The sequence below is a fragment of the Polaribacter sp. SA4-12 genome (assembly GCF_002163675.1).
Taxonomy (GTDB): Bacteria; Bacteroidota; Bacteroidia; order Flavobacteriales; family Flavobacteriaceae; genus Polaribacter.
The window spans coordinates 3,458,120-3,483,606 of record NZ_CP019334.1; the positions used below are offsets into that span (position 1 = coordinate 3,458,120).

The window sequence follows — 25,487 nt, forward strand, 5'->3', positions numbered from 1 at the left end:
TAATAATAGGGTAAAAAAAGATTTTAGAAGGATACAAAATGACAGGTAAATGTATAAGTCTAAAGATTTGAAAATAAAAAGCTATTTTTTTTGAAAACTAAATATAATACAAAAGAAGCGATTAAACCTATTTTAATAATTATTGTAACAATGATTATTTTTTTTAATATTAGTAAAAATAATGACTCTTCAAAATTTTATGAAAATTTAGTTTTAAAAAACTATAATATGAAATTTAAAGGAACAGTGATTGAAATTAATAGAGATAACAGAAGTGATTATTACAATACCATTAAAATACAAAATTACCTTAACAAGGAAGAGTTATTTTTTTTTAATTACGAAAGTCCTAATTTCTTAAACAATTTCAAGATAGGAGATACAATAGTAAAGCTGAAAGAACAATTTTTGATTAAGTTAACTAGAAATAATAAAGACTTATTTATAAAATTGAAAGTTGATGGCTATAAGTATTATAATTTCCAAAAAAATAATCCAGATAGCATAATGTCTATATATTAAAAAAATAAGTTATTAAAAAAATAACAGATAGTCAATACAGTGAAAGAAAATAGCTATTGCTTTCTTACCTGCTTTTATAGAGATTTTTTTTGCATATAAAACCATAATTTACCTACATAAACAAATTTTTACTTTGAATCTTTGCTATTTTGCGCCTATTTTAACCTTTGCAACTCTATTTTACTCAAAAGCAAAAGTTAGAAAAACACCACGAGTTCCCATATAGTTTACGGGAGCTGTCCATTGACTGGTACCATTTGCAGGGTTATCGTATTTAATCTCGTTGTTTAATGCGAAAATTCCACGAATAGAAGGAGAAAACTTAAAGAAGTATAAGTAAATGTCTATTCCTACACCAACTTCATACATAAAGTTGCTTGTTTTCATTCTAAACTGACTAGCAAAATTATCATCTTGATTGGCTTCACTACTAGAAAAGTTGTAATTATATGAAACTCCAGCTAATAAATAAGGACGAATATTTTTATATCTATCTGTACTGAATTTTAATAATATTGGAACGTGTAAATAAGTAGAACTTACATCTCTAACACTGTCTTTTGGAAGTGCTAAGTGATTAAAGTAAATTTTCTTAGCGTTGGTCATTAAACCAGGTTCAAAACGTAAACTTAAATTTTTATGTAAGCGTAAGTCTGCAATTAAACCTACATTAAAACCAGCAGTTGGCTCTACAGTAATATTTGCATTTGGTACTGTAGGAACGTCTTTTAAACTGACTTTAAAATCATTTTGGTTTACCCCCAAATAAAAACCATAATGGATTTTATTTTTATCAAAACTTGGTAGATATTCAACTCTATCGCTTTGTGAAAAAAAAGCAATTGAAGTTAAAAGGAATAAACTGAATATTAGATTTCTTTTACTTATCATTATTTACGTGCAGTATAAATTGTAGCAACTCCAAAAGTTACAGGTTTATCTTCTGTATGTGTAAACCCATTTTTTTGTAAAATATTGTTGAAAGCTTCACCAAAAGGGAACGAGTTTGCAGATTCTGATAAGTATGAATACGCAACTTTATCTTTCGAAAATAATTTACCTACTACAGGTAGAAATAAATTAGTGTATAATTTATAGCCTTGTTTAAAAGGAAAAGAGGTTGGGTTAGATGTTTCTAAAATAACCAAAACTCCAGTCGGTTTTAAAACTCTTGCAATTTCTTTAATTCCTTTATTTAAGTTTGCGAAATTACGAACTCCAAAAGAAACTGTAATAGCATCAAAAGTATTGTCATCAAAAGGCATGTCTTCAGAATCACCAACAATCATTTCTATTTTGTCTGATAGATTTTCTTTGGCAATTTTCTGTTTTCCAACTTCTAACATTCCTTCAGAAATATCTAAACCTACAATTCTATCAGGGTTTAAAGCTGCCATCATTATAGCTAAATCTCCAGTTCCTGTCGCGATGTCTAAAATTTGTTTCGGATTGTTTTCTCCAACAATCTTCACTACTTTTTTACGCCATTTTACATCAATTCCTAAAGAAATAACTCTGTTTAAACCATCGTAATTTTCAGAAATGTTATCAAACATTTGAGCAACTTGCTCTTTTTTACCAAGTTTAGAATCTTTGTATGGGTTTATCTTTTCTGCTGACATTTTTCTTATCCGTTAATTGCTACTACTTCATTAATTTGATTTGGTAACATTTCTTTTAGTAAGTTTTCTATTCCGTTTTTTAAAGTAGCAGTAGAGGATGGGCATCCACTACAAGCACCTTGTAAAACGACACTTACTATTTTATGTTCTACATCATAAGAGCGAAAAGCAATGTTTCCACCATCGCTAGCAACAGCAGGTTTTATGTATTCGTCTAAAATATCTACAATTTGTGCTTCAATTCCTTCTAATTGAACTTTAGGTTCTTCGGCTTTATCTTCTTCAGCTGATTTTGTTTCAGATGGTAAGTCTTTAATGATCGTCTTTCCTGAAACTAAATATTCACGAATAAAAGTTCTTACTTCTGCAAAAACATCACTCCATTCTACCATGTCGTATTTTGTAACAGAAACGTAATTATCAGAAATAAATACTTCTTTTACAAATGGAAAATTAAAAACAGCTTGTGCTAAAGGAGATGATTTGCTAGCTTCATCAATATTTTTATATTCAACATTCGTCTGTGTTAGTGACTTGTTGGATGCAAATTTCATTACTGAAGGATTTGGTGTAACCTCAGAATATACCTCAATTGCTTCTTTTTTAGAAGTAGGGGCTTCATCAACAACAACACCTTCGTCATTTAAATAAGCTTCAATTTGTTCTTTAACTTCTTCTTGCACATCTATCCATTCTAAAATGTCAAAACGTTGAACAGCAATAAAGTTTGCTGTAATAAAAACTTTCTTCACAAAAGGTAAGTAGAATAACTGTTGTGCTAAAGGCGAATTCTTTGCTTCGTCTATATTGCTATATTCATAACTACCTCCGTTTATTAAAACTTGATTGGTGTTAAATTTTATAATTGTATTGTTGGTAGTTTCTTGAACTGTGATTTTTACGTCTTTCATTATCTTGAAAAAATTGAATTGCAAAATTAAGGCAAAAAAGGGAAACAGAATTGTTTTTGATATGTTAAAAATTGAATTCCGCTTAAAGACAGCGTTTATCTGTTTAAGCGGAATTCAATTTTTAACTTTTAAAAGTTACAGGTTTAATGTAATTGAAGCTGTAATTGTTCTGTTGTCTATATCTAACTCTGCTGGGTTTACATTAAAGCCAGGGTAGAAGTTGTATAAGCTTGATTTATTATTGTTGCTGTAAGAAAAGTCTAATTTAAAGCTACCAAAGTTATATCCAGCTCCTAAAGAATGTCCTTTTAAATTATTTGAATCTTTAGCTAATCTATCGGGGTTTTGCTCAAATTTATATCCTCCTCTAATACTAAATCTATCAAAACGCCATTCTGTACCAACATTAAATGAGTGTGTGTTTCTTAATTCATTTTGAAAAAATTGATTTTCTTCGATGAAATTATTGTTTGAAAATTTGATGTTTTGATAATTTTTATTGATGTAATCTAAACTCAATAACCCATTTTTACCAAAAATAAAAGCGGCACTTGCTGTAAATTTGCTTGGTGTTTTTAATTTGTATAATAGTTCTTGTGAAGGATAATATTCGTTTCCAAAATCATCAACATTATTAGAGTATGTTTTATTGTCATTACTAACTACAATTTCTGTATCTCCATAAAAGCCATCATTATCTAAAATATTTGTAGATTCAATTATTTCTGAATACCAAGTTGGAGTTTGGTAAGCAAGACCAAATCTAAAATTAGGATGTGCTTTGTAAATAAATCCTGCGTTAGCGGAAAAACCAGTTCCTGTGGTAAAGTTCTCTTGATAATAAAAAGCATCTAATTCATTATTATTTGCATCACTATTAAATTCTGTTAATAGTGATTGTTGACTAAAGTCTAAATCATAAAAATTTAATCCTAAACCTATATATAGTTTGTTTTGGTGAACAGATGAAAAGGCAATGTTTAATTCAGAAATTTCACCTTTATAGTTATTAGAAAAACGTTGCTCATCGGCTAAATTATAATTTAAAGCAGGAGAGTTGTTGTCTAAAGGGAATTCTGTAAAAGTAGCAACACCACTATTTCCTTGTGCTATAAAACTATCTGTAAAATCTTTTGTAATTCTATAGTTAAAACCAATTGCAAATTTACTCCATTCAGAATTGTATGCGCTGTCAAAAACTAAAACAGCACCTGCATGAGAAAGGTTGAAGAAGTTATCTTGTGTAGATAATGATTTTCCATAATAATTAGAAATTATATCAGTGTTTCTAGAGTTAATTGTTCCTGTAAAATAACTATTTTTAAATACAGCAATACCTGCAGGATTTATACTCATTGAAGAAACATCTCCTCCTAATGCTCCAAATGCACCACTCATAGCTGTAAATCGTGCAGAACCATTTTCATCATTTTGTGAAAACAAAATTCCTAAATCTTGATATCCTAAAGACTGAGAATAAGACGTGATTGTTGCTGCGAAAAATAACGCTATTGTTATAAAATTTTTCATAATAATATTTATATAATTTTTTATTTAAGTTATCTTATCCTCTTTTTCTTGATGAAGATGAACTCCTTGAAGATGAGCTACTAGAGCTACTTCTGTTATAACTACTTCTTGTAGATGAACTTCTAGAGCTGCTTCTACGAGGAGAACTTCTTGTAGAAGATGATCTTGTAGAAGAAGAGCTTCTTGTTGAAGGTTTGCTGTTACTACTGCTTCTTCTTGTTGATGAATTTGTAGATGAATTTCTTGTTGAAGAACTATTTCTAGACGCTGTAGAACTTGATGTTCTTCTTGTAGAATTATTAGAATTTCTGTTGGTAGCTGTATTCGATCTTCTTGTTGTAGAAGAAGCGGTAGATGATCTTCTAACAACTACAACTTGTCTTTTGTTTCTTGTGTTTGTATTGTTATTTACATCAGCAATATTTCTTCTGCTTCCAGAACTTCTTTTTGTAGAAGAACCACTTCTTGTGGGTGTAGAGCTTCTCCTTGTTGTAGTTGAGCTACCTCTCGTTGAACCTCTTCTAGGAGATGTTGTTGTATTACTGCTTCTTCTAGAAGTAGTTGTTGGTTTTCTTTTTGTAGATGTACTAGACCTTCTACTGCTAGAATTAGCTTTATTACTTCTTCTGTTGTAGATGCTATTACTTGTAGTTCTTCTTCCGTAATTACTATTTCTATAATAACGATTATTGTATCTGTTGTTATAGTTTCTATAAGGGTTTGCGTAACCATAATAACCTGATTGGTAATAATAAGGGTTGTAAAAGCCTACGTTCCATGCATAGTAATTATGATAAGGGTGCCAGTAAGGATTATAATTCCATCCATAATAGCCTCTATTGCTCCAGTTTCTGTAGCCCCAAGTGTCGTAATAACCATATCCGTAATTACCATTCCAATAAGGATTGCTAATTAAATTTATATTAACTACTACATCATTGTTTTCACCTTGTCCCCAAGGTTGGTTTGGATTGTAATTTAAATTTTCATCAATAACTTCTTCGTCAATATAAATAGTATCTACAGTATTGTAATCATCTACGTTTGTAAAAACATCATTATTGTTTATGTTATTTAAGCTATCGTATTTTTTTAAAAAATAATTTTCTTCGTATTCTTGGTACTCTTTTTCATCAACAACTATTACTCTTTTATTTTCTTTAACAGTTGTTTCGTCATCATAAATACCATCGTCATATGATGCGTTTTGATAAGTCCCACAAGAAACCAAAACTAGAATAATTGTAAGTAAAAATAATAGTTGGTTTAATTTGAAATTTTTATATCGTAGTTTCATAATGAATATATTTAGATGAATACTTATTTTAATGATTAAATCTTGCTAAAAACTCTTTAAATTATAGTAATTTTGTATCGTTTTTGTAAAATAGATACTAAAATTTTTAACAAAACTTTCACTTTAAAGGTAACAATATTTGTGCCAAACTTTTGATTATGAGCAAACATTTAACAAAAAGAGCCGACGATTATTCTAAATGGTATAACGAATTAGTAGTAAAAGCTGATTTAGCTGAGAACTCTGCTGTTCGAGGTTGTATGGTTATAAAGCCTTATGGTTATGCTATTTGGGAGAAAATGCAAGCAGAACTAGATAGAATGTTTAAAGAGACAGGGCATGAGAATGCTTATTTTCCTCTTTTTGTTCCTAAAAGCTTGTTTGAAGCAGAGGAGAAAAATGCAGAAGGTTTTGCTAAAGAATGTGCTGTTGTTACACATTATCGTTTACAAAATGACCCTGATAATCCAGGTAAGTTAAGAGTAGATCCAGAAGCAAAGTTAGAGGAGGAGTTAGTTGTAAGACCGACTTCTGAAGCAATTATTTGGAATACTTATAAAGGTTGGGTGCAATCTTATAGAGATTTACCTTTATTAATAAATCAATGGGCAAATGTTGTTCGTTGGGAAATGCGTACGCGTTTATTCTTACGTACAGCAGAATTTTTATGGCAAGAAGGACATACTGCACACGCAACAAAAACAGAAGCTGTAACAGAAGCAAGACAAATGCAAGATGTGTATGCAGAGTTTGCTGAAAATTTTATGGCAATGCCAGTAGTTAAAGGAATAAAATCTGATAGCGAACGTTTTGCAGGAGCAGAAGATACCTATACTATTGAAGCTTTAATGCAAGATGGAAAAGCATTACAAGCAGGAACAAGTCATTTTTTAGGTCAAAATTTTGCAAAAGCTTTTGATGTGAAGTTTACTTCAAAAGAAGGAAAAAAAGAATATGTTTGGGCAACTTCTTGGGGAGTTTCTACTCGTTTAATTGGTGGTTTAATTATGACACATTCTGATGATTTAGGTTTGGTATTACCTCCTAAATTAGCGCCTATTCAGGTTGTAATTGTGCCTATTTATAAAGGTGACGAGCAATTAGATGCTATTTCAGAAAAAATGAATGTATTTGTAAAGGAATTAAGAAAAAAAGGTATTTCTGTTAAATTTGATACTAGAGACACATATAGACCAGGAGCTAAGTTTGCAGAATACGAATTAAAAGGTGTTCCTGTTAGAGTTGCAATTGGAAATAGAGATTTAGAAAACGGAACTTTAGAAATAGCAAGAAGAGATACTCTAGAAAAGCAAACTGTTGCACAAGATGATGCTGTTTCATTTATCGAAAATCTTTTAGAAGAAATACAAGATAATTTATTTAAAAAGGCAATTGACTTTAGAAAAGAGCATACAACAGTTGTAGATGATTTTAAAGAGTTTAAAAAAGCAATAAAGAGTAAAGGTGGTTTTGTTTCTGCGCATTGGGATGGTACAGAAGAAACAGAAGACAGAATAAAAGAATATACAAAGGCAACTATTAGATGTATTCCTAATGATGCAGAAGAAGAGTTAGGAGTCTGTGTTTTAACGGGTAACCCATCAAGTAAAAGAGTGCTTTTTGCAAAGGCATATTAATTTTGAAAAAAAAATAACATTTTTTTATAAAATTGTTGCGGGAGTTAAAAAACGTTGTATATTTGCACCCGCAATTGAGGTATATTTTAATTGTTATGGTCCGTTCGTCTAGGGGTTAGGACGCATGGTTTTCATCCATGTAACACGGGTTCGATTCCCGTACGGACTACAAGTTTTAATAAACAAAACGAATTAAGAAATTATGGCAAATCACAAGTCAGCATTAAAGAGAATTAGAAGTAACGAAGCTAAAAGGTTACGTAACAAATATCAGCATAAAACTACTCGTAATGCTGTAAGAGATTTACGTTCTGCAGAAGATAAAAAAGAAGCAGAAGGAAAATTAGTTAAAGTAATTTCTATGTTAGATAAATTAGCTAAGACTAATATTATCCATAAAAATAAAGCTGCTAATTTAAAATCTAAATTAACAAAGCACGTTGCTGCATTGTAAGATTTTAATTCTTAAAAAATTCAAAAACTCTGAATATCTATATTCAGAGTTTTTTTTGTTTCTTTTTTAAACTTATTCTTAATATTTATATTCTGGTTTATTTTATACTATTCATCAGTTATAAATTGATAAATACTCTAATAATTGTTTTAAAAGAATAGAATTCCTCATATCTAAAATTAAATTTATACTGTAGTAAGGTTGATTTCAATTATAAGTCTAATATTAATGTGCTTTAAGGTGGTTTTTTATAAATATTTGTGATGCTAAATCAACTATTTTCAAAAAAATGATATGTTTTAAAATGATTGTTTGCAGATGTTAAAAAACATTGTATATTTGCACCCGCAATTGAGATGTATTTTAATTGTTATGGTCCGTTCGTCTAGGGGTTAGGACGCATGGTTTTCATCCATGTAACACGGGTTCGATTCCCGTACGGACTACAAGTTTTAATAAACAAAACGAATTAAGAAATTATGGCAAATCACAAGTCAGCATTAAAGAGAATTAGAAGTAACGAAGCTAAAAGGTTACGTAACAAATATCAGCATAAAACTACTCGTAATGCTGTAAGAGATTTACGTTCTGCAGAAGATAAAAAAGAAGCAGAAGGAAAATTAGTTAAAGTAATTTCTATGTTAGATAAATTAGCTAAGACTAATATTATCCATAAAAATAAAGCTGCTAATTTAAAATCTAAATTAACAAAGCACGTTGCTGCATTGTAAGATTTTAATTCTTAAGAAATTTAAAAACTCTGAATATTTATATTCAGAGTTTTTTTTTGCTCTTAATTTAAATTTCTCTTTGACTGACCAGAGAATGTTTATTATGAGGATATATTAAGGGTTTTATATACGACTTGGTGCCTTTTTCTAATAATGTATTTTTAAAACAATTTCTAGGCTAAAAGAAGTCTAAAAGAAGTCTAAAATATGGGTAGAAGATATTGGTTGAATTTACCAATCATAATTTTTATGAGCATCTAGTCTTATAAAGATAAATAGTAAGACCGTGAATCCCCAAAGAGAGGATCCTCCATAACTGAAAAACGGTAACGGTATTCCAACAGTTGGCAATAAACCGATAACCATACCTATATTAACGATAATGTGAAAAAAGAGGATAGAGGCTACACTATAGCCATATATTCGTCCAAACTTATTAGAATGTGTTTCTGAGAGATAAATAATTCTATATAGCATTAGCATGAAAATTATAATAACAAAACTACTACCTAAAAAGCCCCATTCTTCACCAACAGTACTAAATATATAATCTGTGTGTTGTTCAGGTACAAAATCTCCTTTGGTAATATCTCCTTTTAAAAAACCTTTACCTGTCCAACTTCCAGAACTAATTGTTAATTCAGATTGATGAGAATTGTAACCTATATTCTTTGTGTCGGTTTTTAGTCCTAATAGCACCTCAAAACGATCTCTGTGATGTTGTTTAAAAATATTATTATAAGTAATATTTGTTCCAAAGATAAAAAGTGTAGTAACTATATATATTGTTAAAACTTTATACCAATTAAAACGAATAAACCTTTTACCACCTCTGTAAGTTGCATAAATAGTGGCAATAGTAATTAAGATTAATAAGGTTACTAGGATTGGAAAGTATCCAAAGAAAATAGTTAAAATGAAAAGAAGGATCAATAAGGACCCAAAAATAATATAATTCAACGTTAATCCTTCTCTATTTAAAACAAAAAAGAATGCTAAGTAAATTAATGCAGAACCTGCATCTGGTTGAAGTGTTATTAAAAGAGCTGGAGTAAAAATAATGATAAAAGCTTTTACCTGGTTTTTTACCAACTTTAAATTGTATTGTCTATCACTTAAAAGTTTGGCTACTGCTAAGGCTGTAAAAGCTTTCACAAACTCGGAAGGTTGTAAGCTCATAGCTCCAAAATTAAACCATGATTTTGCTCCATTTATTTCCTTTCCAAGAGGAAACAATAGTATTAATGCAAATAATGAGATGATATAAAAAATACTTGCAAACTGCTCGTAAAATTTGGAGTTAAAAAAGAGGATAATAACTATTAACGGAATACTTAAAACAATCCAAATAATTTGTTTTCCATATTTAGTAGAAAAGTCTAATATTTGATGATTCTCTTCCGTTTTTGATGCGGCATAAATATTCATCCATCCAAAACCAACAAGTGTAATGAATAGAAAAACAAGAATCCAATCTATGTTTGCAAAAATGTTATTTCGTTCCTGACGCAATTTCTTTAGGCTTTTGGTTTAACTTATCGTAAATATCTTGTAAACTTAAGTTTAACATGTTTTGTTCTCTATATTTATTTGCTTTAGAGATTTCACCTGTCAAATATTTTTCAATAAGTAAACTAGTAATTGGAGCCGCAATGGTAGATCCATAACCACCGTTTTCAACAAAAATAGCCAAAGCAATTTTCGGATTTTCTTTTGGAGCAAATGCAACTAAAATTGAATGATCTGGAAGTTGAATTTTCTGACCATCAATTCTTATAAAATTTTCTGCAGTACCTGTTTTACCACAAATTTCAATTCCTTTTACTTGACTCCATTTCCCTGTTCCTGTTTTAAAAACTTCGTGCATTGCTTCAACAACAGGAGAAAAATGTTTTTTATCAATAGTAGTTTGTTTTGCTATCGTGAATTTTGGGTTGTCAATAGATTTTTTATCAACTTGTTTTAAAATATGTGGTGTATAAAAATAACCTCTATTTGCTATTGCAGCTGTAAAATTTGCTAATTGAATTGGAGTAGTTAAGATTTCTCCTTGACCAATTGCATTGGATATTGTTGTAGATCCATTCCAAGAATATTTATAACGGCTATCATAATACTTTCCATTTGGAATTAAACCTTTTTGTCCTGCAGGTAAATCATAGCCTAAATAATCACCTAATCCAAAACTAGAAACGTGTTTATGCCAATTATCTATCCCTTCAGAAGGATTGTTGTCTTTTTCTACAATCCTTTTATAGGTATTAGAAAAGTAACTGTTACAAGATTTTGCAATAGCAGTTTTTAACTTAATAGGTCTTCCAACAATTCCACAATGACAACCCATAAATTCGTTTGCTCTTTTACCATATTTAAAACCGTGGTAACATTTAAAAGATGTTTGCTCATTAATAATTTTTTCTTGAAGCCCTATTAAGGCATTCATCATTTTAAAAGGAGAACCTGGTGCGTAAGCTGCTAATAAACCTCTGTCATAAGAAGGTTTACTTATGGTGTCATTAAATAGTAGGGTAGAGTTTTTAGATCGTTTTCTTCCAACTAACATGTTAGGGTCGTAAGAAGGAGCAGTTACAAGGGCGAGTATTTCTCCTGATGAAGGTTCTATTGCTACAATTCCACCTCTTTTACCAGCCATTAATTTCTGAGCAAAGAGCTGTAAATCTATATCTAAAGTTAAGGTAAGATCTTTCCCGTTTTTAGGTAATGTATCATATTTTCCATTGGAAAAAGATCCTGTTACTTTATTAAGATTGTTTCTCTGTAAATGTTTTTTTCCTTTACTTCCTCTCAAGTAATTTTCATACTCTCTTTCAATACCATCTTTACCAATTAATTCTCCTGCTTGATAATAATTGTTCTTTTTAGCTAAACTTTCATTTACCTCACCAATATAACCAAGAACATTTGCAGCTGCATTTATTGGGTACTCTCTTATAATTCTCTTTTGAATAAAAAATCCAGTGTATTTGTGAAGTTTTTCTTGAAGAAAAGCAAAATCTTCTTTGGCTAATTGTTTTAAAAATACAGAGGGCAGGTAAGAAGCATATCTTTCTGCTTTTTGAAATCTTTTTAAGAAACTTTCTTTATCAATTTTTAATAGATTACAAAATTCTATAGTATCTAAAGGCTTTACTTGATTTGGTTGTACCATAACATCATAAGAAAGCTGGTTTGCAACCAAAAGTTTTCCGTTTCTGTCATAAACATATCCTCTTTCTGGGTAATCATATTCAATTTTTACCGCAGAATTGTGTATTGGGTCATAATTAGAGCCTCTAATTATTTGAAGCTGAAATAGTCTTCCAATAAAGATAAAACCAACAATGGTAATTAAAAAATAGAGTAAAAAACTTCTTTGCATTATTCGCTTTTAGTAAAAATATAATTTCCTGTAAAAAATAAAATCAATGTAAAAATACTAGCATATAAAGTATTTAAAAAAACCATTGATAAATTTAGAAAACTAAAATTAGCAAAAGAAAAATAAATAAGATGATGAATTATTGTTAAAGTTACGATATAGTTAAAAACTTTACCAAAAGATTCTGATTTTAAGTTGAAAAAAGGATAATCTACAGGTAGTTTTCTAAAGTAAATTTTTATGAAAAATAGTCTAATATAAGCAATGAATAACGTTGAGAATGCGTGAATTCCTCCTGAATCTGAGAAGAAATCAACGAGAAGACCAAGTATAAAACTGAAAAATAGAAAAGAAAATCTATTTTCTTTTAAAGGATATAAAAAGACAAATGCGATATAAAGATATGGGTTAATATAACCAAAAAAGTTAATATTATTAAGAACCAAAACTTGCAGTAAAAGCAAGAAAACAAAAAATAAAATTTGATTTATGCTTTTATTCATTGCTTGAGTTTTCTAATGTCTGTATTTCTTCTTTATCTAAATTTTTAACGACATAAACGTATCCAAGATTACTCATGTCATTAAAAAGAAGTACATCAACTTTATTGTCTGCTGTATTTCCTATGTTTATTTTTAATATAGTTCCAATCAGAATTCCTTCAGGAAAAATAGTTGATTTTCCTCCGGTTTCAATAGTGTCTCCAATTTTTATAGGAGCTTGTCTTGGAATATCGTGTAATTGAACAGTGTTGTAATCAATTCCGTCCCATTTTAATGTTCCGTAAAAAGTATTTCCTTTAATACGCGCATTAATACTACTATTCTTACTTAAAATAGATTGAACTCTTGTGTAGTTGTTTGATGTGTTTTCTGTAATACCAATAATACCTTTACTATTTATAACAGCCATTTCTTTATCTAATTTCTGGTTTTTACCTTTATTAATAGTTAAGAAATTAAATTGTTTAGAGTAATTATTGTTGATGATTTTTGCGTTTGTATATGTATATTTCTGTTTATATTTAATAGAATCCACAACAGTTGAGTCAATTATTAAACTTGTAGAAATGTTTTTCTCTAATTGGTTTTTTAGACGCGTGTTTTCTTCTGATAAAATCTTGTTTTCAGAACTTAAATTTAAATATTCCGTAGAATTAGAAAGCGTTGTATATAAACCTCCAGTAATACTATTTGCAGAGTTTACAAATTTGCTTTTATGAAAGTTAAGGTTATTGAAAATGAATGTCAGCGCAATGAGCTCTAACAAAAGGAAAAACAGAAAATATTTAAACTTCTGAAAAAAATAGATAATCTGCTGCATTGTTAGAACTTAAAACTACTATTTCATTAAAACATTTTTGTATTTTTTTAATTCTTTTAAAGCAATTCCTGTTCCACGAACTACAGCTCTTAAAGGATCTTCTGCAATATAAACAGGTAAGTCTGTTTTTCTTGATAAACGCTTGTCTAAACCTCTTAACATAGAACCACCTCCTGCTAAATAAATACCAGTATTGTAAATATCAGCAGCTAATTCAGGTGGAGTTTTAGAAAGTGTTTCCATAACCGCATCTTCAATTCTTAAAATAGATTTATCTAATGCTTTTGCAATTTCTCTATAAGAAACTTGCACTTGTTTTGGCTTACCACTTAATAAATCTCGTCCTTGAACAAGCATTTCATCTGGTGGTGTTTCTAAATCTTCAGTAGCAGCACCAATTGTAATTTTTATTTTTTCAGCAGTCGTTTCTCCAACATGTAAATTGTGTTGCGTACGCATATAGTACATAATGTCGTTTGTAAATAAGTCTCCTGCAACTTTTACAGATTGATCACAAACAATACCACCTAAAGCAATAACAGCAATTTCTGTTGTACCACCACCAATATCAATAATCATATTTCCTTTTGGCTCCATAATGTCGATACCAACACCAATTGCAGCAGCCATAGGTTCATAAATTAAATATATTTCTTTAGCATTCATGTGTTTTGCAGAATCACGAACAGCTCGTTTTTCTACCTCTGTAATTCCAGAAGGAATACAAATAACCATTCTTAATGCAGGTGGAAATAATTTCTTTTTGATTGAAGGAATTTGCTTTACAAATTCTTTAATCATTTGTTCTGATGCTTCAAAATCAGCTATAACTCCATCTTTTAAAGGACGAATTGTTTTAATATTTTCATGGGTTTTTCCTTGCATTAAATTGGCTTCTTTACCAATTGCAATAATTTCTCCAGTAATTCTGTTTCTTGCAACTATAGAAGGACTATCAATAACCACTTTTCCGTTGTGAATTATTAATGTGTTTGCGGTCCCTAAATCAATCGCAATATCTTCCGTCATAAAATCGAAAAAACCCATAAAATATATTTGTTGTTTTATTCTTGATGTATTATTACAAACTTACTAAATTTCTGAATGTAAATTACATATTAAATATTAATGTTTAAAATGTCTCGTTCCTGTCATTACCATAGATATATTATGGTCATTACAGTAATCGATACTTAATTGATCTTTAATAGATCCTCCAGGTTGAATAACACTTTTTATACCTGCATTATCTGCAATTTCGACACAATCAGGAAAAGGGAAAAAAGCATCACTTGCCATTACACATCCATTTAAATCGAATTTAAAAGATTGTGCTTTTTCTATTGCTTGGTTTAAAGCATCAACTCTACTTGTTTGTCCTGTTCCACCTGCTAATAATTGCTTATTTTTTACAAGAATTATAGTATTAGATTTTGTGTTTTTACATAATTTAGAAGCAAACAGTAAATCATCTAACTCGCTTTGAGTTGGTTTATTGTTAGTAACGTACTTTAAATCACTTAATTTATCTGTAATACTATCTTTATCCTGAACTAAAGAACCATTTAAACAAGTTCTTATAGTTGTTGTTGGTAACTCAGCATCTTTTTGAATTAAAATAATTCTATTTTTCTTTCCTTTTAAAATAGCTAAAGCATCATCAGATAAAGAAGGAGCGATTACAACTTCACAAAATAAAGTATGAATTTTTTCTGCAGTTTCTTTGTCTATTTCTGTATTTGCAATTAAAACGCCACCAAAAGCAGAAACTGGATCTCCAGCTAAAGCATCTGTATAGGCTTGACTAATTGTGTCTCTTTGAGCAAAACCACAAGTATTGTTATGTTTTAAAATAGCAAAAGTTGGTGCTTCTCCTTTAAATTCTTGAATTAAATTAACAGCAGCATCAACATCAAGTAAATTGTTGTAACTTAATTCCTTACCGTGAAGTTTATCAAACATTGCTTCTAAATCTCCAAAGAAATATCCTTTTTGATGAGGGTTTTCTCCATAACGTAAAACGTTAGATTTTTGTTCGCTTGCTTTGTAAACTATTTCATCTTCATTAAAATAATTGAAAATAGCAGTATCATAATGAGAAGAAATGTTAAATGCCTTAGCAGCAAATTTCTTTCTTGTAGCTATAGATGTTTTACCGTTATTTTCTGAAAGAATATTTAAGAAACTATCATATTGGTCCATTGAAGAAACAATAAATGTGTCTTTAAAATTCTTTGCAGCAGCTCTTATTAGAGAAATTCCTCCAATATCAATTTTCTCTACAATATCTTGTTCAGGTGCTCCAGAAGCAACTGTTTTTTCGAAAGGATATAAATCTACAATTACTAAATCTATTTGAGGAATATTAAATTCCGCTAATTCAGCAACATCGCTTTCGTTGTCTTGTCTGTTTAAAATTCCTCCAAAAACTTTTGGGTGTAGCGTTTTAACCCTACCTCCTAAAATAGAAGGATAAGAAGTAACCTCGTCTACAGGAATAACATTTATTCCTAAGTCTTTAATGAATTTCTCTGTTCCTCCAGTAGAATAGATAGTTACATTTAATTCATTTAATTTTTTCACAACTGGTTCTAGACCATCTTTGTGAAATACCGAAATTAATGCGGATTTAATTGTTTTTGAAGTGCTCATTTTGTGTTGTCTTGTTAAGCGTGCAAATTTAATAAAAGCAATCTTGTAAGACAATAAAAGATAGTAACAATACGAGCAAATAGTTAACAACTATTCTATCTGTACTCTGGTTTTAAAATGTTCTACTAAAGTAGAGTAATCTCTAGGTGTTCTTTTGTCTTCCTTTTTTTGCAAAAATGGAAGCATTTTCAGCAAAATGCTGTTAGATTGTTTTTTCATAATTAGGGGTATAAAAAGTTATTCTGCGTTTTCAATAAAATCTCTAAACGAAATAATGAGTTTGTCTATAAAAGAAGGTTTACTTCTGTAGAGATTGTTATTGGTGTTGTTTGATACAACGGATGTAGTGTCTTCTTGTTTTCTCATTATTTAGGGGATTAATGATTAATAGAATGATTATAAATGTGTTTAATAGGTAACAAACTTAGTTAAAAATAAGTAGAAATACTATTTTTAGTCTAAAATGTTTGCTACCTTTTTACAGATGTATTCTAAAAGCTGTTCATCTTTTTCTGTAAAAGTGTTTGCTGTATGGGAGTCTATATCTATTTGACCAATGTTTTCGTTGTTTACAAAAATAGGAATTACAATTTCAGATTTCACTTTCCATCCACAAGAAATATAATTATCTTGTTCAGATACATCTTGTACTATAAAATTTTCATTACTTACAGCAACTTGTCCACAAATACCTTTACCAAAAGGTATTATAACATGGTCAGTTTCTTCACCGGTGTATTGAGCTAATTTTAATTCGTCTTTATCTCCATTTTTAAAATAAAAACCAACCCAATCGTAGTAAGAGATTTCTTTCTCTAAATAATCACAGATAGTTTGAAGTTTTTCATCTTTTGCTATATTTGATGAAATAATATTATCTATTTGCTGTTGTAAAATATCTATATTCATTTTGTATATTCGTTATATAAATTGCAAAAATAAATTAAAAATCATTGTGAAAAAACATAAAAACATCATCATTTTTCTGGTTAAGTTTTTTATAACCTATTTTGTATTAGTTGCAATTTATAATGGTTATTTACAAAAATCTCAACAAAAAGACGATGTTTATCAAACTTCATCAATAACAAGTCTTGTTGCTAATCAAACAGAAAAGGTGCTTAATGTTTTTGGTTATAATGTAGAAGCTGTTCAGCATGATCAAGAAATGTCTGTTAAATTAATAATAGAAGGTCAGTATGTTGCCAGGGTTATTGAAGGCTGTAACTCTATAAGTTTAATTATTTTATTCGTGGCTTTTATTGTTGCCTTTTCGGGCTCTATAAAGGCTACTTTTCTGTTTTCTGTTTTTGGTAGTATTTTAATTTATGTTGTTAATGTTTTAAGAATTGCATTTCTTAGTGTTATGATTAATAAATTTCCAAATCAGATTGGAATTTTACATGATTTAGTTTTTCCTGCAATCATTTATGGTACTGTTTTTTTACTTTGGGTTTTATGGGTTAATAAGTTTTCTAATTACAAAAGATGAATAAATACATAAAAATAGTACTAGCTTTAATACTTTTTTCGCTACTTTTTGTTGTTAGAGCATTTGAGTCTCAATTATTCTACGACCCATTACTAGAGTATTTTAAAAATGATTATTTATATAAATATATATATAATATTGATGTCTGGCGTTTGACAATAGATATGTTGTTTAGATATACTTTAAATTCGTTAATATCATTAGGGTTGATTTGGGTTTTATTTGAAAGAAAAGATTACTTAAAGTTTTCTGGATTTTTTTTAATGTTAGCATTTATGATTCTTATTGTAGTTTTTGTGCTACTACTTAGAGATGATTTTGAAAGCGGTTATTTATTGCCTTTTTATGTAAGACGATTTATCATTCATCCCTTATTTTTATTGTTATTATTGCCTGCTTTTTATTATCAAAAATTGAGTAATAGGTAATTTAACAATATTTTAGATTTACTTGTTGTAAATTTGCAATTGTAATGAAACAAATTTTTTCTAAAATATCATCATTCTCACTAGTACTTTTGGTGTTTTTTTCTACTTTTTCTTTTACAGTAGAGAAACACTTTTGTGGAGATTTTTTAATGGATGTTTCCTTTATAGGACATGCAGATGATTGTGGAATGGACATGGGGAAAGTATCTTCTAAAAAGAAGAATTGTTGTAAAGATGAAGTTCATCATATTGAAGGTCAAGATGAATTACAACAAACTTCTGCTGATGAATTTAATTTTTCGAAACAACAATTTCTAGTTTCTTTTTATATTTCTTATAATGATTTATTTATAGAAAATGAATCAAAGAAAACAACTTACAAAGATGCTTCTCCACCTGACATTCCTTTAGATTATCAGGTTCTTTACCAGTCTTTTTTAATTTGATTTTATAATTATTACCTCCAAAAAAGTTTCTCTTTAAAAGAAGCTTAGATGTATAATTATTAAAATCAAAAACAATGAAAAAATATATATTAAGTAGTATTTTACTACTAATTCCGTTTGTAATATTCTCTCAAACAACTTTCAAGGGAATGATTATGGATAAAAATAATCCTAAAGATAATTTAGGTGTAGAAGGCGTAAGTGTACATTGGTTACAAACAAATGTTAGCGCAATTACAAACAAAAAAGGATGGTTTACAATTCCTTATAAACCCGAATATAAAAAACTAGTCGTTAGTTATTTAGGCTATAAAACAGATACAATTTCAATAACAAGTTTAAAGCCACTTCATCATTTTTTGACAGAAGAAGGCGAATTGAATGAAGTTGTTGTAAGAACAAAAAAGAAAGCTACCTATAAATCATACTTAACAACAGCTAATATGTTTACTGTTAATTCTGATGAATTATTAAAAGCTGCTTGTTGTAATTTGGCGGAAAGCTTTGAAACAAACCCATCGATAGATGTTAGCTTTTCTGATGCTTTAACAGGAACCAAACAAATACAAATGTTAGGTTTAACAAGTCCATACTTGTTAATTTCTCAAGAGAATATTCCCTCTGTAAGAGGCGCTTCACAAGTTTTCGGACTAACATTTACACCAGGGACTTGGGTAGAAAGTATACAGATTACAAAAGGAGCAGGAAGTGTTGTAAATGGTTACGAAAGTATTTCTGGTCAAATAAATGCTGAATTGGTAAAACCATTTTCTGATAATAAATTCTTCTTAAATGCATATTCTTCATTAAATGGAAGATTAGAGTTAAATACGCATTTTAATCAAAGAGTTTCAGATAAATGGCAAACAGGTTTATATATTCATGGAAATTATAGAGGAGAAAAGTTTGATAAAAACAATGATAATTTTCTTGATAATCCATTAGCGAATCAAATTAATGTAATGAATCGTTGGCAATATACTGATGCTGAAAAAGGTTGGGTTAGTTTTATTAATGTTCGTTTTTTAAATGATGAAAAACAAACAGGAGAGCTAGATTTTATTCCTGAATTAGATAAAGGAACAACGAATGCTTGGGGAAGTGAAATTGATACAAAACGTTTTGAAACTTCAGCAAAATTAGGATATGTTTTTCCAGAATTGCCTTTTCAAAGTATCGGTTTTCAAATGGCATACAGCAATCATCAACAAGATTCTTATTTTGGGTTAAATGTGTATGATATTGTGCATGAAAGTGTGTATTCTAACTTAATATTCAATTCAATTATTGGTGATACTAGAAACAAATTTAAAACAGGAATTAGTTTTACATATGATAAATTTGATGAATTAGTAAATACAGATAATTTTGATAGAAAGGAAAACTCTTTAGGAGCCTTCTTTGAATACGGCTTCGATAATTTAGATGATTTTAGCTTTACAGCCGGACTTAGAGTTGATACACATAATTTATTAGGAACTTTTATGACTCCTCGTCTTCACTTAAGATATGTGCCTTGGGAGAATAGTGTTGTTAGGGCTTCATTTGGAAGAGGGAAAAGAAGTGCAAATATTTTTGCTGAAAATCAACAACTATTTGCGAGTTCAAGACAAATAAAAATTGATAATGTTGGTGGTAATATTTATGGATTAAATGCTGAAATTGCTTGGAATTATGGTGTTTCTTATATGCAGAAATTCAATCTTTTTGATAAGAAAGGTGATGTTACTTTTGATTTTTATCAAACAGATTTCAAGAACCAAGTTATTGTTGATTGGGAAAATCCACAAGAAATCTCTTTTTACGATTTAGATGGGAAAAGTATTGCAAACAGTTTTCAAGTTGAATTAAGTTATAATCTAGCTAGAAATTTTAATTTAAGAACTGCGTATAAATATTTTGATATTTCTACAGATTATAAAAGTGGAAACTTGCAAAAACCGATTCAACCTAAAGAGCGATTTTTTGCAAACCTTTCTTATGAAACAGTTACTAAGGAAAACGGTTCTCAATGGAAATTCGATACAACCTTTAATAGTATAGGTAAACAGCGTTTGCCAAATACTGCATCAAACCCTATTCAGTACCAATTATCAGAATATTCTGAAGCTTATCAAATGTTGAATTTACAAATTACAAAAGTGTTTTCTGAGAAGTTAGAAGTATATATAGGAGCAGAGAATTTAACAAATGTTCAACAGAAAAATCCTATTTTAGCAAGTGATGAACCTTTTGGTTCAAATTTTGATAGTACAATTGTGTATTCGCCAATCTTTGGAAGAGCAATGTATGCAGGTTTACGGTTTAAAATAAAGTAACCCACACAGTGGGATTTTGTAAAAGATAATAATTAAATAATCTGTCATTTCTGTGAAGGCAGAAATCTAAAAAATAATAAAAATGAAAAAAATAGTATTTATATTGAGTTTGTTTCTGGTTGGATTCTCAACTCAATCACAAGAAATTAAAAAGAAAAAGAACGCAAAGGTTGCTTTTGAGGTTGATGGTATTTGTGGAATGTGTAAAAAGCGAATAGAAACAGCGGCTTTAAAAACTAAAGGAGTAAAGTTTGCACTTTGGAATGTGCAATCTCATCAATTAAACGTAATTTTAGATGAGCGTAAAACGGATGTTTTAACGATACAGAAAAATATTTTAAAAGTTGGTCATGATGTAGTTGGTTTAGATGCAAAAAAAATAACAGCAACAGAAGAAGATTATAACTCTGTACATCCTTGTTGTAAGTATAGAGATGAGGAAATTATCTTAAATCATGAAGGAGGATTGAAAAAACAGAAAAAACAATAATATAATGAAGAAAATAATTTTAGTATTAGCAGTGATTTTTACAGTAAGTTTCGTTTTTACATCTTGTAAATCTGATAAAAAAGAAGAAAAGAAAGAACAGATTACTTCTGATAAAAAGCAAAACGTTGAGAAAGTTAAATATCAATGCCCTATGAAGTGTGAAAAAGAAAAAACGTACGATAAAGAAGGTAAATGTCCTGTTTGTGAAATGAAGTTAAGGGAAAAAGTCGCTGAAAATCATGAGGGTCATAACCATTAATATTGATTTTTGACGTCCTGAAATAACGTTACAGAATTAATAATATAAAAAAATCCGATAGAAATTTCTATCGGATTTTTATAAATATAATTTTGGCAAGAATGAGATACTTGCAAACCCACGCTGTGGGTTACATCATTCCTGGCATACCACCACCCATTGGAGGCATTCCTGCAGCAGCATCTTCTTTAATATCGATTAGTGCACATTCAGTTGTAAGAATCATTCCAGCAACAGAAGCAGCATTTTCTAATGCAACTCTAGTAACTTTTTTAGGATCAATAATTCCTGCTTCTAACATGTCTACATATTTGTCTGATTTTGCATCATAACCAAAGTCTTTTTTACCTTCTAAAACTTTATTTAAAACTACAGAACCTTCACCACCAGCATTCTCAACAATAATTCTTAATGGAGCTTCAATAGCTTTATTAATAATTTGTACACCAGTAGTTTCGTCTAAATTATCAGTAGTAATTTTCTCTAATACTATTTTAGCTCTCACTAAAGCAACACCACCACCAGCAACAATACCTTCTTCAACAGCAGCACGAGTTGCGTGTAATGCATCATCAACTCTATCTTTCTTCTCTTTCATTTCTACTTCAGAAGCAGCACCAACATATAAAACGGCAACACCACCAGCTAACTTAGCTAAACGTTCTTGTAGTTTTTCTTTGTCGTAATCAGAAGTTGTAGTTTCTATTTGTGCTTTAATTTGGTTTACTCTTGTTTTAATAGCATCTGCATTACCAGAACCATTTACAATTGTAGTATTGTCTTTATCAACAGTAATTGTTTCAGCAGTTCCTAAAAGGTCTAAAGTTGCATTTTCTAATGAAAATCCTCTTTCTTCAGAAATTACAGTTCCTCCAGTTAAAATAGCGATATCTTCTAACATTGCTTTTCTTCTGTCTCCAAAACCTGGAGCTTTTACAGCAGCAATTTTTAATCCACCTCTTAATTTATTTACAACTAAAGTAGCTAATGCTTGTCCATCAACATCTTCAGCAATAATTAATAAAGGTCTTCCAGATTGAGAAACAGGTTCTAAAATTGGAAGAATTTCATTTAGGTTAGAAATCTTTTTATCAAATAATAAAATATATGGATTTTCTAAATCAGCAATCATTTTGTCTGCATCTGTAACAAAATAAGGAGATAAATAACCTCTGTCAAATTGCATACCTTCTACAACATCAACATACGTTTCCATTCCTTTAGCTTCCTCAACAGTGATAACACCTTCTTTACCAACTTTGGTAAAAGCAGTAGCGATTAATTCACCAATTGTGTTATCGTTGTTTGCAGAAATAGCAGCAACTTGTTTTATCTTTTCTGATGAGTTACCAACCTTTTCAGCTTGCTTTTCTAAATCAATAACAATAGCAGCAACTGCTTTGTCTATTCCTCGTTTTAAATCCATTGGATTTGCACCAGCAGCAACATTTTTTAATCCTTCTTTTACAATTGCTTGCGCAAGAACAGTAGCTGTTGTAGTACCATCACCAGCTAAATCATTGGTTTTAGAAGCAACTTCTTTTACCATTTGAGCACCCATGTTTTCTAAAGGGTTTTCTAATTCTATTTCTTTTGCAACAGAAACACCATCTTTAGTTACAGTTGGGGCTCCAAAAGATTTAGAAATAATCACGTTTCTTCCTTTTGGTCCTAATGTTACTTTTACTGCATTTGCTAAAGCATCAACTCCACGTTTTAATCCGTCTCTTGCTTCAATATCAAATTTTATATCTTTTGCCATTGTTTTTTAATTTTGTGTATTCGTTTAATTGTTTAAAAGTGTAATCGTTACAACTGCTAACTGCAACTGTAAACTGAATACTTTATATAATTGCAAGAATATCAGATTCACGCATCATTAAATAATCTTTTCCTTCTAGCTTTAAATCTGTACCACCATATTTGCTATACAAAACAGTGTCACCAACTTTTACAGTTAAAGGTTCGTCAACTTTACCGTTTCCAACTGCAACAACAGTTCCTTTTTGTGGTTTTTCTTTTGCATTATCTGGTATAATTAATCCAGATGCTGTTTTTGTTTCTGCTGGTGCAGGTTCTACAAGAACTCTGTCTGCTAAAGGTTTTATGTTTAATCCCATTTTATATAAATTTTGAATTATTTTTTTACAGTTAGTAAATAGTCAGAAATTGTGCCATTACAATAAAACTGACAATTTTTCTTTGATTGATTTTATTATTAAAAATTAAACAAAAAAAATGCCAACGTGTCATTCACATTGGCATTTTAAGTTATTTCTAACAGATAATTATTTTAAACTATCGTTAGTTGAAGGAGTTGTTGTTTCAACAGGAGCAGTAGTTTCAATACCATCTAAAGTATTGTCTAATTTAAAGTTGTTGTCTCCACCTCTTGGAATTGCAAAATTTGCTAATAAAATTAATACAAACATAGCAATTGCTAAAGTCCAAGTTGTTCTGTCTAAAAAGTTGTTTGTGTTTTGCACACCACCTAATGATGCTCCACCACCACCTCCAAAAGAAGAAGATAATCCTCCACCTTTAGGATTTTGTACCATCACTATTAAGATTAATGCAATGGCTACAATCAAAATTAGAATTAAAAACGCTGTGTAACTCATGATTTATTTTTTTGTAAAATTTGTATTCTTTTAATTTGGTCTGCAAAGAAACCACTTTTTTCTGGATATTTCAAACTTAAAATTCGATAAGCTTGTATTGCATTTTCATACTTTTTTTGCTCTAAGTATACTTTGGCCAAAGTTTGTGTCATTAATGACGAATCTTGCTTGTTTTTTGCAACAGGAACAGCAATTGTCTTATCTTTTGCTAAAGGCTTTATTTTAGGATTATTCTGAATGAATTTATTAATTAAATCAACCTTTTTAGTGGTTTTTTCAACTTGTTTTTCAGTTTCTCTTACAATTGGTTTTCTGGTTGAAAGTTGCAGCCATTCACCAAAAGAATGATTTTCTGCGGATGAAAATGAAATAGGCTTACCAATTTCTAACTTTTCTGTTACTTCAATAATTTCTTCTTCAATTACTTCCTCTATTATTTTAATAGGTTTTTCTATTGATGTTTTAATTATTGAAGAAGCCTCTTTACTGATTTTTTCTTCAGAAATTTTTTCAGATATCTGTTGATGGATATCTTGTTTCTGATCATTGAAATGGTTTGTTGTTATATAATTGAATAAAACAGTTCTGTCTGTTGTGTAAGAGGCAGTTATTTTTAATTCGTTATTGTATTTAAAACTATCTTGATTTTTTAATCCTTTTAAATATAAAGCTCTAGCGGCTTGAAAATATGGAAATTCTTCAACAATAGATTTTAACTCAGCAGTTTCTAATTGCTGAATATTTTCTTTTTTGCTTAAAATTTCTGTAAATTTTGAAACTACCATTTTGCAACTGAAGCGTTAAAGATATCTTGTGTTATTCTTTCTATAATTTCATCTAAAGCTGTTTCTAGAACACTACCAGTAAGTTGTTCAGTAGCTCCGTAATCTGAATAAAAAGAAAATTGTTTTTCAAAATCATCTTTCTCAATTAATTTATTTACAAAACGAACATTTACAGTAATTGTAAGTCTGTTTTGCGCAGCCTTTTGATCCGCAGTTGCACTCATTGGGGTAATCCTATAACCTGTTATTTCTCCGCTAAAGTATAAATCTCCGTTAGAAGTTACGGTTGTTAAATTAGTTTGTCTTGTAAATAAATCAAGCATTTCTATTGTGAATAGCTGGCTTAGACCTGGTTCAACTAAAGGGGCCTGATTTTTGAAGAAATCTATTTGAAGTGTTTTTGCATCTCCTGTACTTCCTCCTGTCATAGAATATGGCCATGATTTGCAAGAAATCATTAATATAGAACTGATAGAAAGGAATGTTATAAATAATAGTTTTTTCATAATTTTTAAAATTTTATCGATACAATTTCGAGGAAAAATCGAAATCACTCGAACTGATAGTTTGTTTACAATTGTACAAATAAA

Annotated in this window: 28 protein-coding genes and 2 tRNA genes; 12 read left to right on the forward strand and 18 right to left on the reverse strand. The window is 29.6% G+C overall.

From position 1 onward, the window contains the following. Positions 1-90: 90 nt before the first annotated feature. Positions 91-522 carry a hypothetical protein gene (locus BTO07_RS15035; protein WP_087522004.1) on the forward strand — a complete coding sequence of 144 codons (432 nt, stop codon included), beginning with the start codon at positions 91-93 and terminating at the stop codon, positions 520-522. Between the two features lie 180 nt (positions 523-702). Here BTO07_RS15035 and porT read toward each other — a convergent pair whose 3' ends face one another. From porT to BTO07_RS15060, 5 genes are all read right to left on the reverse strand, one after another. Then, a complete protein-coding gene (gene porT, locus BTO07_RS15040; RefSeq protein WP_087522005.1) occupies positions 703-1,413 on the reverse strand; it encodes a type IX secretion/gliding motility protein PorT/SprT in 711 nt (236 codons plus the stop codon). Next, on the reverse strand, positions 1,413-2,144 hold the full coding sequence (gene ubiE, locus BTO07_RS15045) for a bifunctional demethylmenaquinone methyltransferase/2-methoxy-6-polyprenyl-1,4-benzoquinol methylase UbiE (protein ID WP_087522006.1): 732 nt from the start codon (positions 2,142-2,144) through the stop codon (positions 1,413-1,415). The genes porT and ubiE overlap by 1 nt, the downstream gene beginning before the upstream one ends. Before the next feature lie 5 nt (positions 2,145-2,149). Further along, positions 2,150-3,055, reverse strand: a complete 906-nt coding sequence (locus BTO07_RS15050; protein WP_087522007.1) for a NifU family protein — start codon at positions 3,053-3,055, stop codon at positions 2,150-2,152. A gap of 135 nt (positions 3,056-3,190) precedes the next feature. Further along, positions 3,191-4,585 carry an OmpP1/FadL family transporter gene (locus tag BTO07_RS15055; protein WP_087522008.1) on the reverse strand — a complete coding sequence of 465 codons (1,395 nt, stop codon included), beginning with the start codon at positions 4,583-4,585 and terminating at the stop codon, positions 3,191-3,193. 34 nt (positions 4,586-4,619) lie between these two features. Further along, a complete protein-coding gene (locus tag BTO07_RS15060; RefSeq protein ID WP_157663359.1) occupies positions 4,620-5,882 on the reverse strand; it encodes a hypothetical protein in 1,263 nt (420 codons plus the stop codon). A gap of 158 nt (positions 5,883-6,040) precedes the next feature. Between BTO07_RS15060 and proS the strand changes: the two genes are divergently transcribed. The 5 genes from proS (at position 6,041) to rpsT (BTO07_RS15085) (ending at position 8,704) form a co-directional block, all read left to right on the forward strand. After that, a complete protein-coding gene (gene proS / locus BTO07_RS15065; RefSeq protein WP_087522010.1) occupies positions 6,041-7,519 on the forward strand; it encodes a proline--tRNA ligase in 1,479 nt (492 codons plus the stop codon). A 97-nt stretch (positions 7,520-7,616) separates the two neighbouring features. Next, positions 7,617-7,688: transfer RNA gene (locus BTO07_RS15070), tRNA-Glu, on the forward strand. Between the two features lie 33 nt (positions 7,689-7,721). Beyond that, entirely contained in the window at positions 7,722-7,973 is a 252-nt protein-coding gene (gene rpsT / locus BTO07_RS15075; protein WP_087522011.1) for a 30S ribosomal protein S20, read from the forward strand. Positions 7,974-8,347: 374 nt separating this feature from the next. Continuing rightward, a tRNA-Glu gene (locus tag BTO07_RS15080) sits at positions 8,348-8,419 on the forward strand. 33 nt (positions 8,420-8,452) lie between these two features. Continuing rightward, positions 8,453-8,704, forward strand: a complete 252-nt coding sequence (rpsT, locus tag BTO07_RS15085; protein ID WP_087522011.1) for a 30S ribosomal protein S20 — start codon at positions 8,453-8,455, stop codon at positions 8,702-8,704. 231 nt (positions 8,705-8,935) lie between these two features. Here the strand turns inward: rpsT (BTO07_RS15085) and rodA are convergent, their stop codons facing one another. The 8 genes from rodA to BTO07_RS15120 form a co-directional block, all read right to left on the reverse strand. Next, positions 8,936-10,216 (reverse strand): rod shape-determining protein RodA, encoded by a 1,281-nt coding sequence (rodA, locus tag BTO07_RS15090; RefSeq protein WP_087522012.1) that lies wholly within the window; start codon positions 10,214-10,216, stop codon positions 8,936-8,938. Beyond that, positions 10,197-12,083 carry a penicillin-binding protein 2 gene (gene mrdA, locus BTO07_RS15095; RefSeq protein ID WP_087522013.1) on the reverse strand — a complete coding sequence of 629 codons (1,887 nt, stop codon included), beginning with the start codon at positions 12,081-12,083 and terminating at the stop codon, positions 10,197-10,199. Before mrdA ends, rodA begins: the two co-directional genes overlap by 20 nt. Continuing rightward, positions 12,083-12,586 carry a rod shape-determining protein MreD gene (mreD, locus tag BTO07_RS15100; protein WP_087522014.1) on the reverse strand — a complete coding sequence of 168 codons (504 nt, stop codon included), beginning with the start codon at positions 12,584-12,586 and terminating at the stop codon, positions 12,083-12,085. The genes mrdA and mreD overlap by 1 nt, the downstream gene beginning before the upstream one ends. After that, complete coding sequence (gene mreC / locus BTO07_RS15105; protein ID WP_087522015.1) at positions 12,579-13,406, reverse strand: rod shape-determining protein MreC; 828 nt, start codon at positions 13,404-13,406, stop codon at positions 12,579-12,581. Before mreC ends, mreD begins: the two co-directional genes overlap by 8 nt. Positions 13,407-13,424: 18 nt before the next feature. Then, on the reverse strand, positions 13,425-14,453 hold the full coding sequence (locus BTO07_RS15110; protein WP_087522016.1) for a rod shape-determining protein: 1,029 nt from the start codon (positions 14,451-14,453) through the stop codon (positions 13,425-13,427). Positions 14,454-14,531: 78 nt separating this feature from the next. Further along, positions 14,532-16,058, reverse strand: a complete 1,527-nt coding sequence (purH, locus tag BTO07_RS15115) for a bifunctional phosphoribosylaminoimidazolecarboxamide formyltransferase/IMP cyclohydrolase (RefSeq protein WP_087522673.1) — start codon at positions 16,056-16,058, stop codon at positions 14,532-14,534. Positions 16,059-16,295: 237 nt separating this feature from the next. Beyond that, a complete protein-coding gene (locus BTO07_RS17655) occupies positions 16,296-16,424 on the reverse strand; it encodes a hypothetical protein (protein ID WP_257789753.1) in 129 nt (42 codons plus the stop codon). An 87-nt stretch (positions 16,425-16,511) separates the two neighbouring features. Then, a complete protein-coding gene (locus tag BTO07_RS15120; RefSeq protein ID WP_087522017.1) occupies positions 16,512-16,967 on the reverse strand; it encodes a GAF domain-containing protein in 456 nt (151 codons plus the stop codon). 46 nt (positions 16,968-17,013) lie between these two features. On the opposite strand from BTO07_RS15120, the gene xrtF reads away from it, so the two are divergent. From xrtF to BTO07_RS15150, 6 genes are all read left to right on the forward strand, one after another. Further along, positions 17,014-17,550 carry an exosortase family protein XrtF gene (xrtF, locus tag BTO07_RS15125; protein ID WP_087522674.1) on the forward strand — a complete coding sequence of 179 codons (537 nt, stop codon included), beginning with the start codon at positions 17,014-17,016 and terminating at the stop codon, positions 17,548-17,550. Further along, positions 17,547-17,978, forward strand: a complete 432-nt coding sequence (locus tag BTO07_RS15130) for an exosortase F system-associated membrane protein (RefSeq protein ID WP_087522018.1) — start codon at positions 17,547-17,549, stop codon at positions 17,976-17,978. The genes xrtF and BTO07_RS15130 overlap by 4 nt, the downstream gene beginning before the upstream one ends. A gap of 44 nt (positions 17,979-18,022) precedes the next feature. Then, positions 18,023-18,424, forward strand: a complete 402-nt coding sequence (locus tag BTO07_RS15135) for an HYC_CC_PP family protein (protein ID WP_087522019.1) — start codon at positions 18,023-18,025, stop codon at positions 18,422-18,424. A 74-nt stretch (positions 18,425-18,498) separates the two neighbouring features. Next, positions 18,499-20,742: a TonB-dependent receptor gene (locus tag BTO07_RS15140; RefSeq protein ID WP_087522020.1), complete on the forward strand. Its 2,244-nt coding sequence runs from the start codon at positions 18,499-18,501 to the stop codon at positions 20,740-20,742. A gap of 82 nt (positions 20,743-20,824) precedes the next feature. Continuing rightward, entirely contained in the window at positions 20,825-21,232 is a 408-nt protein-coding gene (locus BTO07_RS15145; protein WP_087522021.1) for a heavy-metal-associated domain-containing protein, read from the forward strand. A gap of 4 nt (positions 21,233-21,236) precedes the next feature. Then, entirely contained in the window at positions 21,237-21,491 is a 255-nt protein-coding gene (locus tag BTO07_RS15150) for a heavy metal-binding domain-containing protein (RefSeq protein WP_087522022.1), read from the forward strand. Between the two features lie 130 nt (positions 21,492-21,621). Here BTO07_RS15150 and groL read toward each other — a convergent pair whose 3' ends face one another. From groL to BTO07_RS15175, 5 genes are all read right to left on the reverse strand, one after another. After that, a complete protein-coding gene (groL, locus tag BTO07_RS15155) occupies positions 21,622-23,253 on the reverse strand; it encodes a chaperonin GroEL (protein WP_087522023.1) in 1,632 nt (543 codons plus the stop codon). A gap of 82 nt (positions 23,254-23,335) precedes the next feature. Next, positions 23,336-23,611 (reverse strand): co-chaperone GroES, encoded by a 276-nt coding sequence (locus BTO07_RS15160; RefSeq protein ID WP_087522024.1) that lies wholly within the window; start codon positions 23,609-23,611, stop codon positions 23,336-23,338. A gap of 168 nt (positions 23,612-23,779) precedes the next feature. Further along, the gene (gene secG / locus BTO07_RS15165) at positions 23,780-24,112 is read right to left on the reverse strand and encodes a preprotein translocase subunit SecG (protein ID WP_087522025.1); all 333 of its coding nucleotides are present in this window, start codon (positions 24,110-24,112) and stop codon (positions 23,780-23,782) included. Further along, a complete protein-coding gene (locus tag BTO07_RS15170; RefSeq protein WP_087522026.1) occupies positions 24,109-24,897 on the reverse strand; it encodes a hypothetical protein in 789 nt (262 codons plus the stop codon). Before BTO07_RS15170 ends, secG begins: the two co-directional genes overlap by 4 nt. Then, the gene (locus tag BTO07_RS15175) at positions 24,891-25,403 is read right to left on the reverse strand and encodes an LptE family protein (protein WP_087522027.1); all 513 of its coding nucleotides are present in this window, start codon (positions 25,401-25,403) and stop codon (positions 24,891-24,893) included. The genes BTO07_RS15170 and BTO07_RS15175 overlap by 7 nt, the downstream gene beginning before the upstream one ends. Positions 25,404-25,487: the final 84 nt, after the last annotated feature.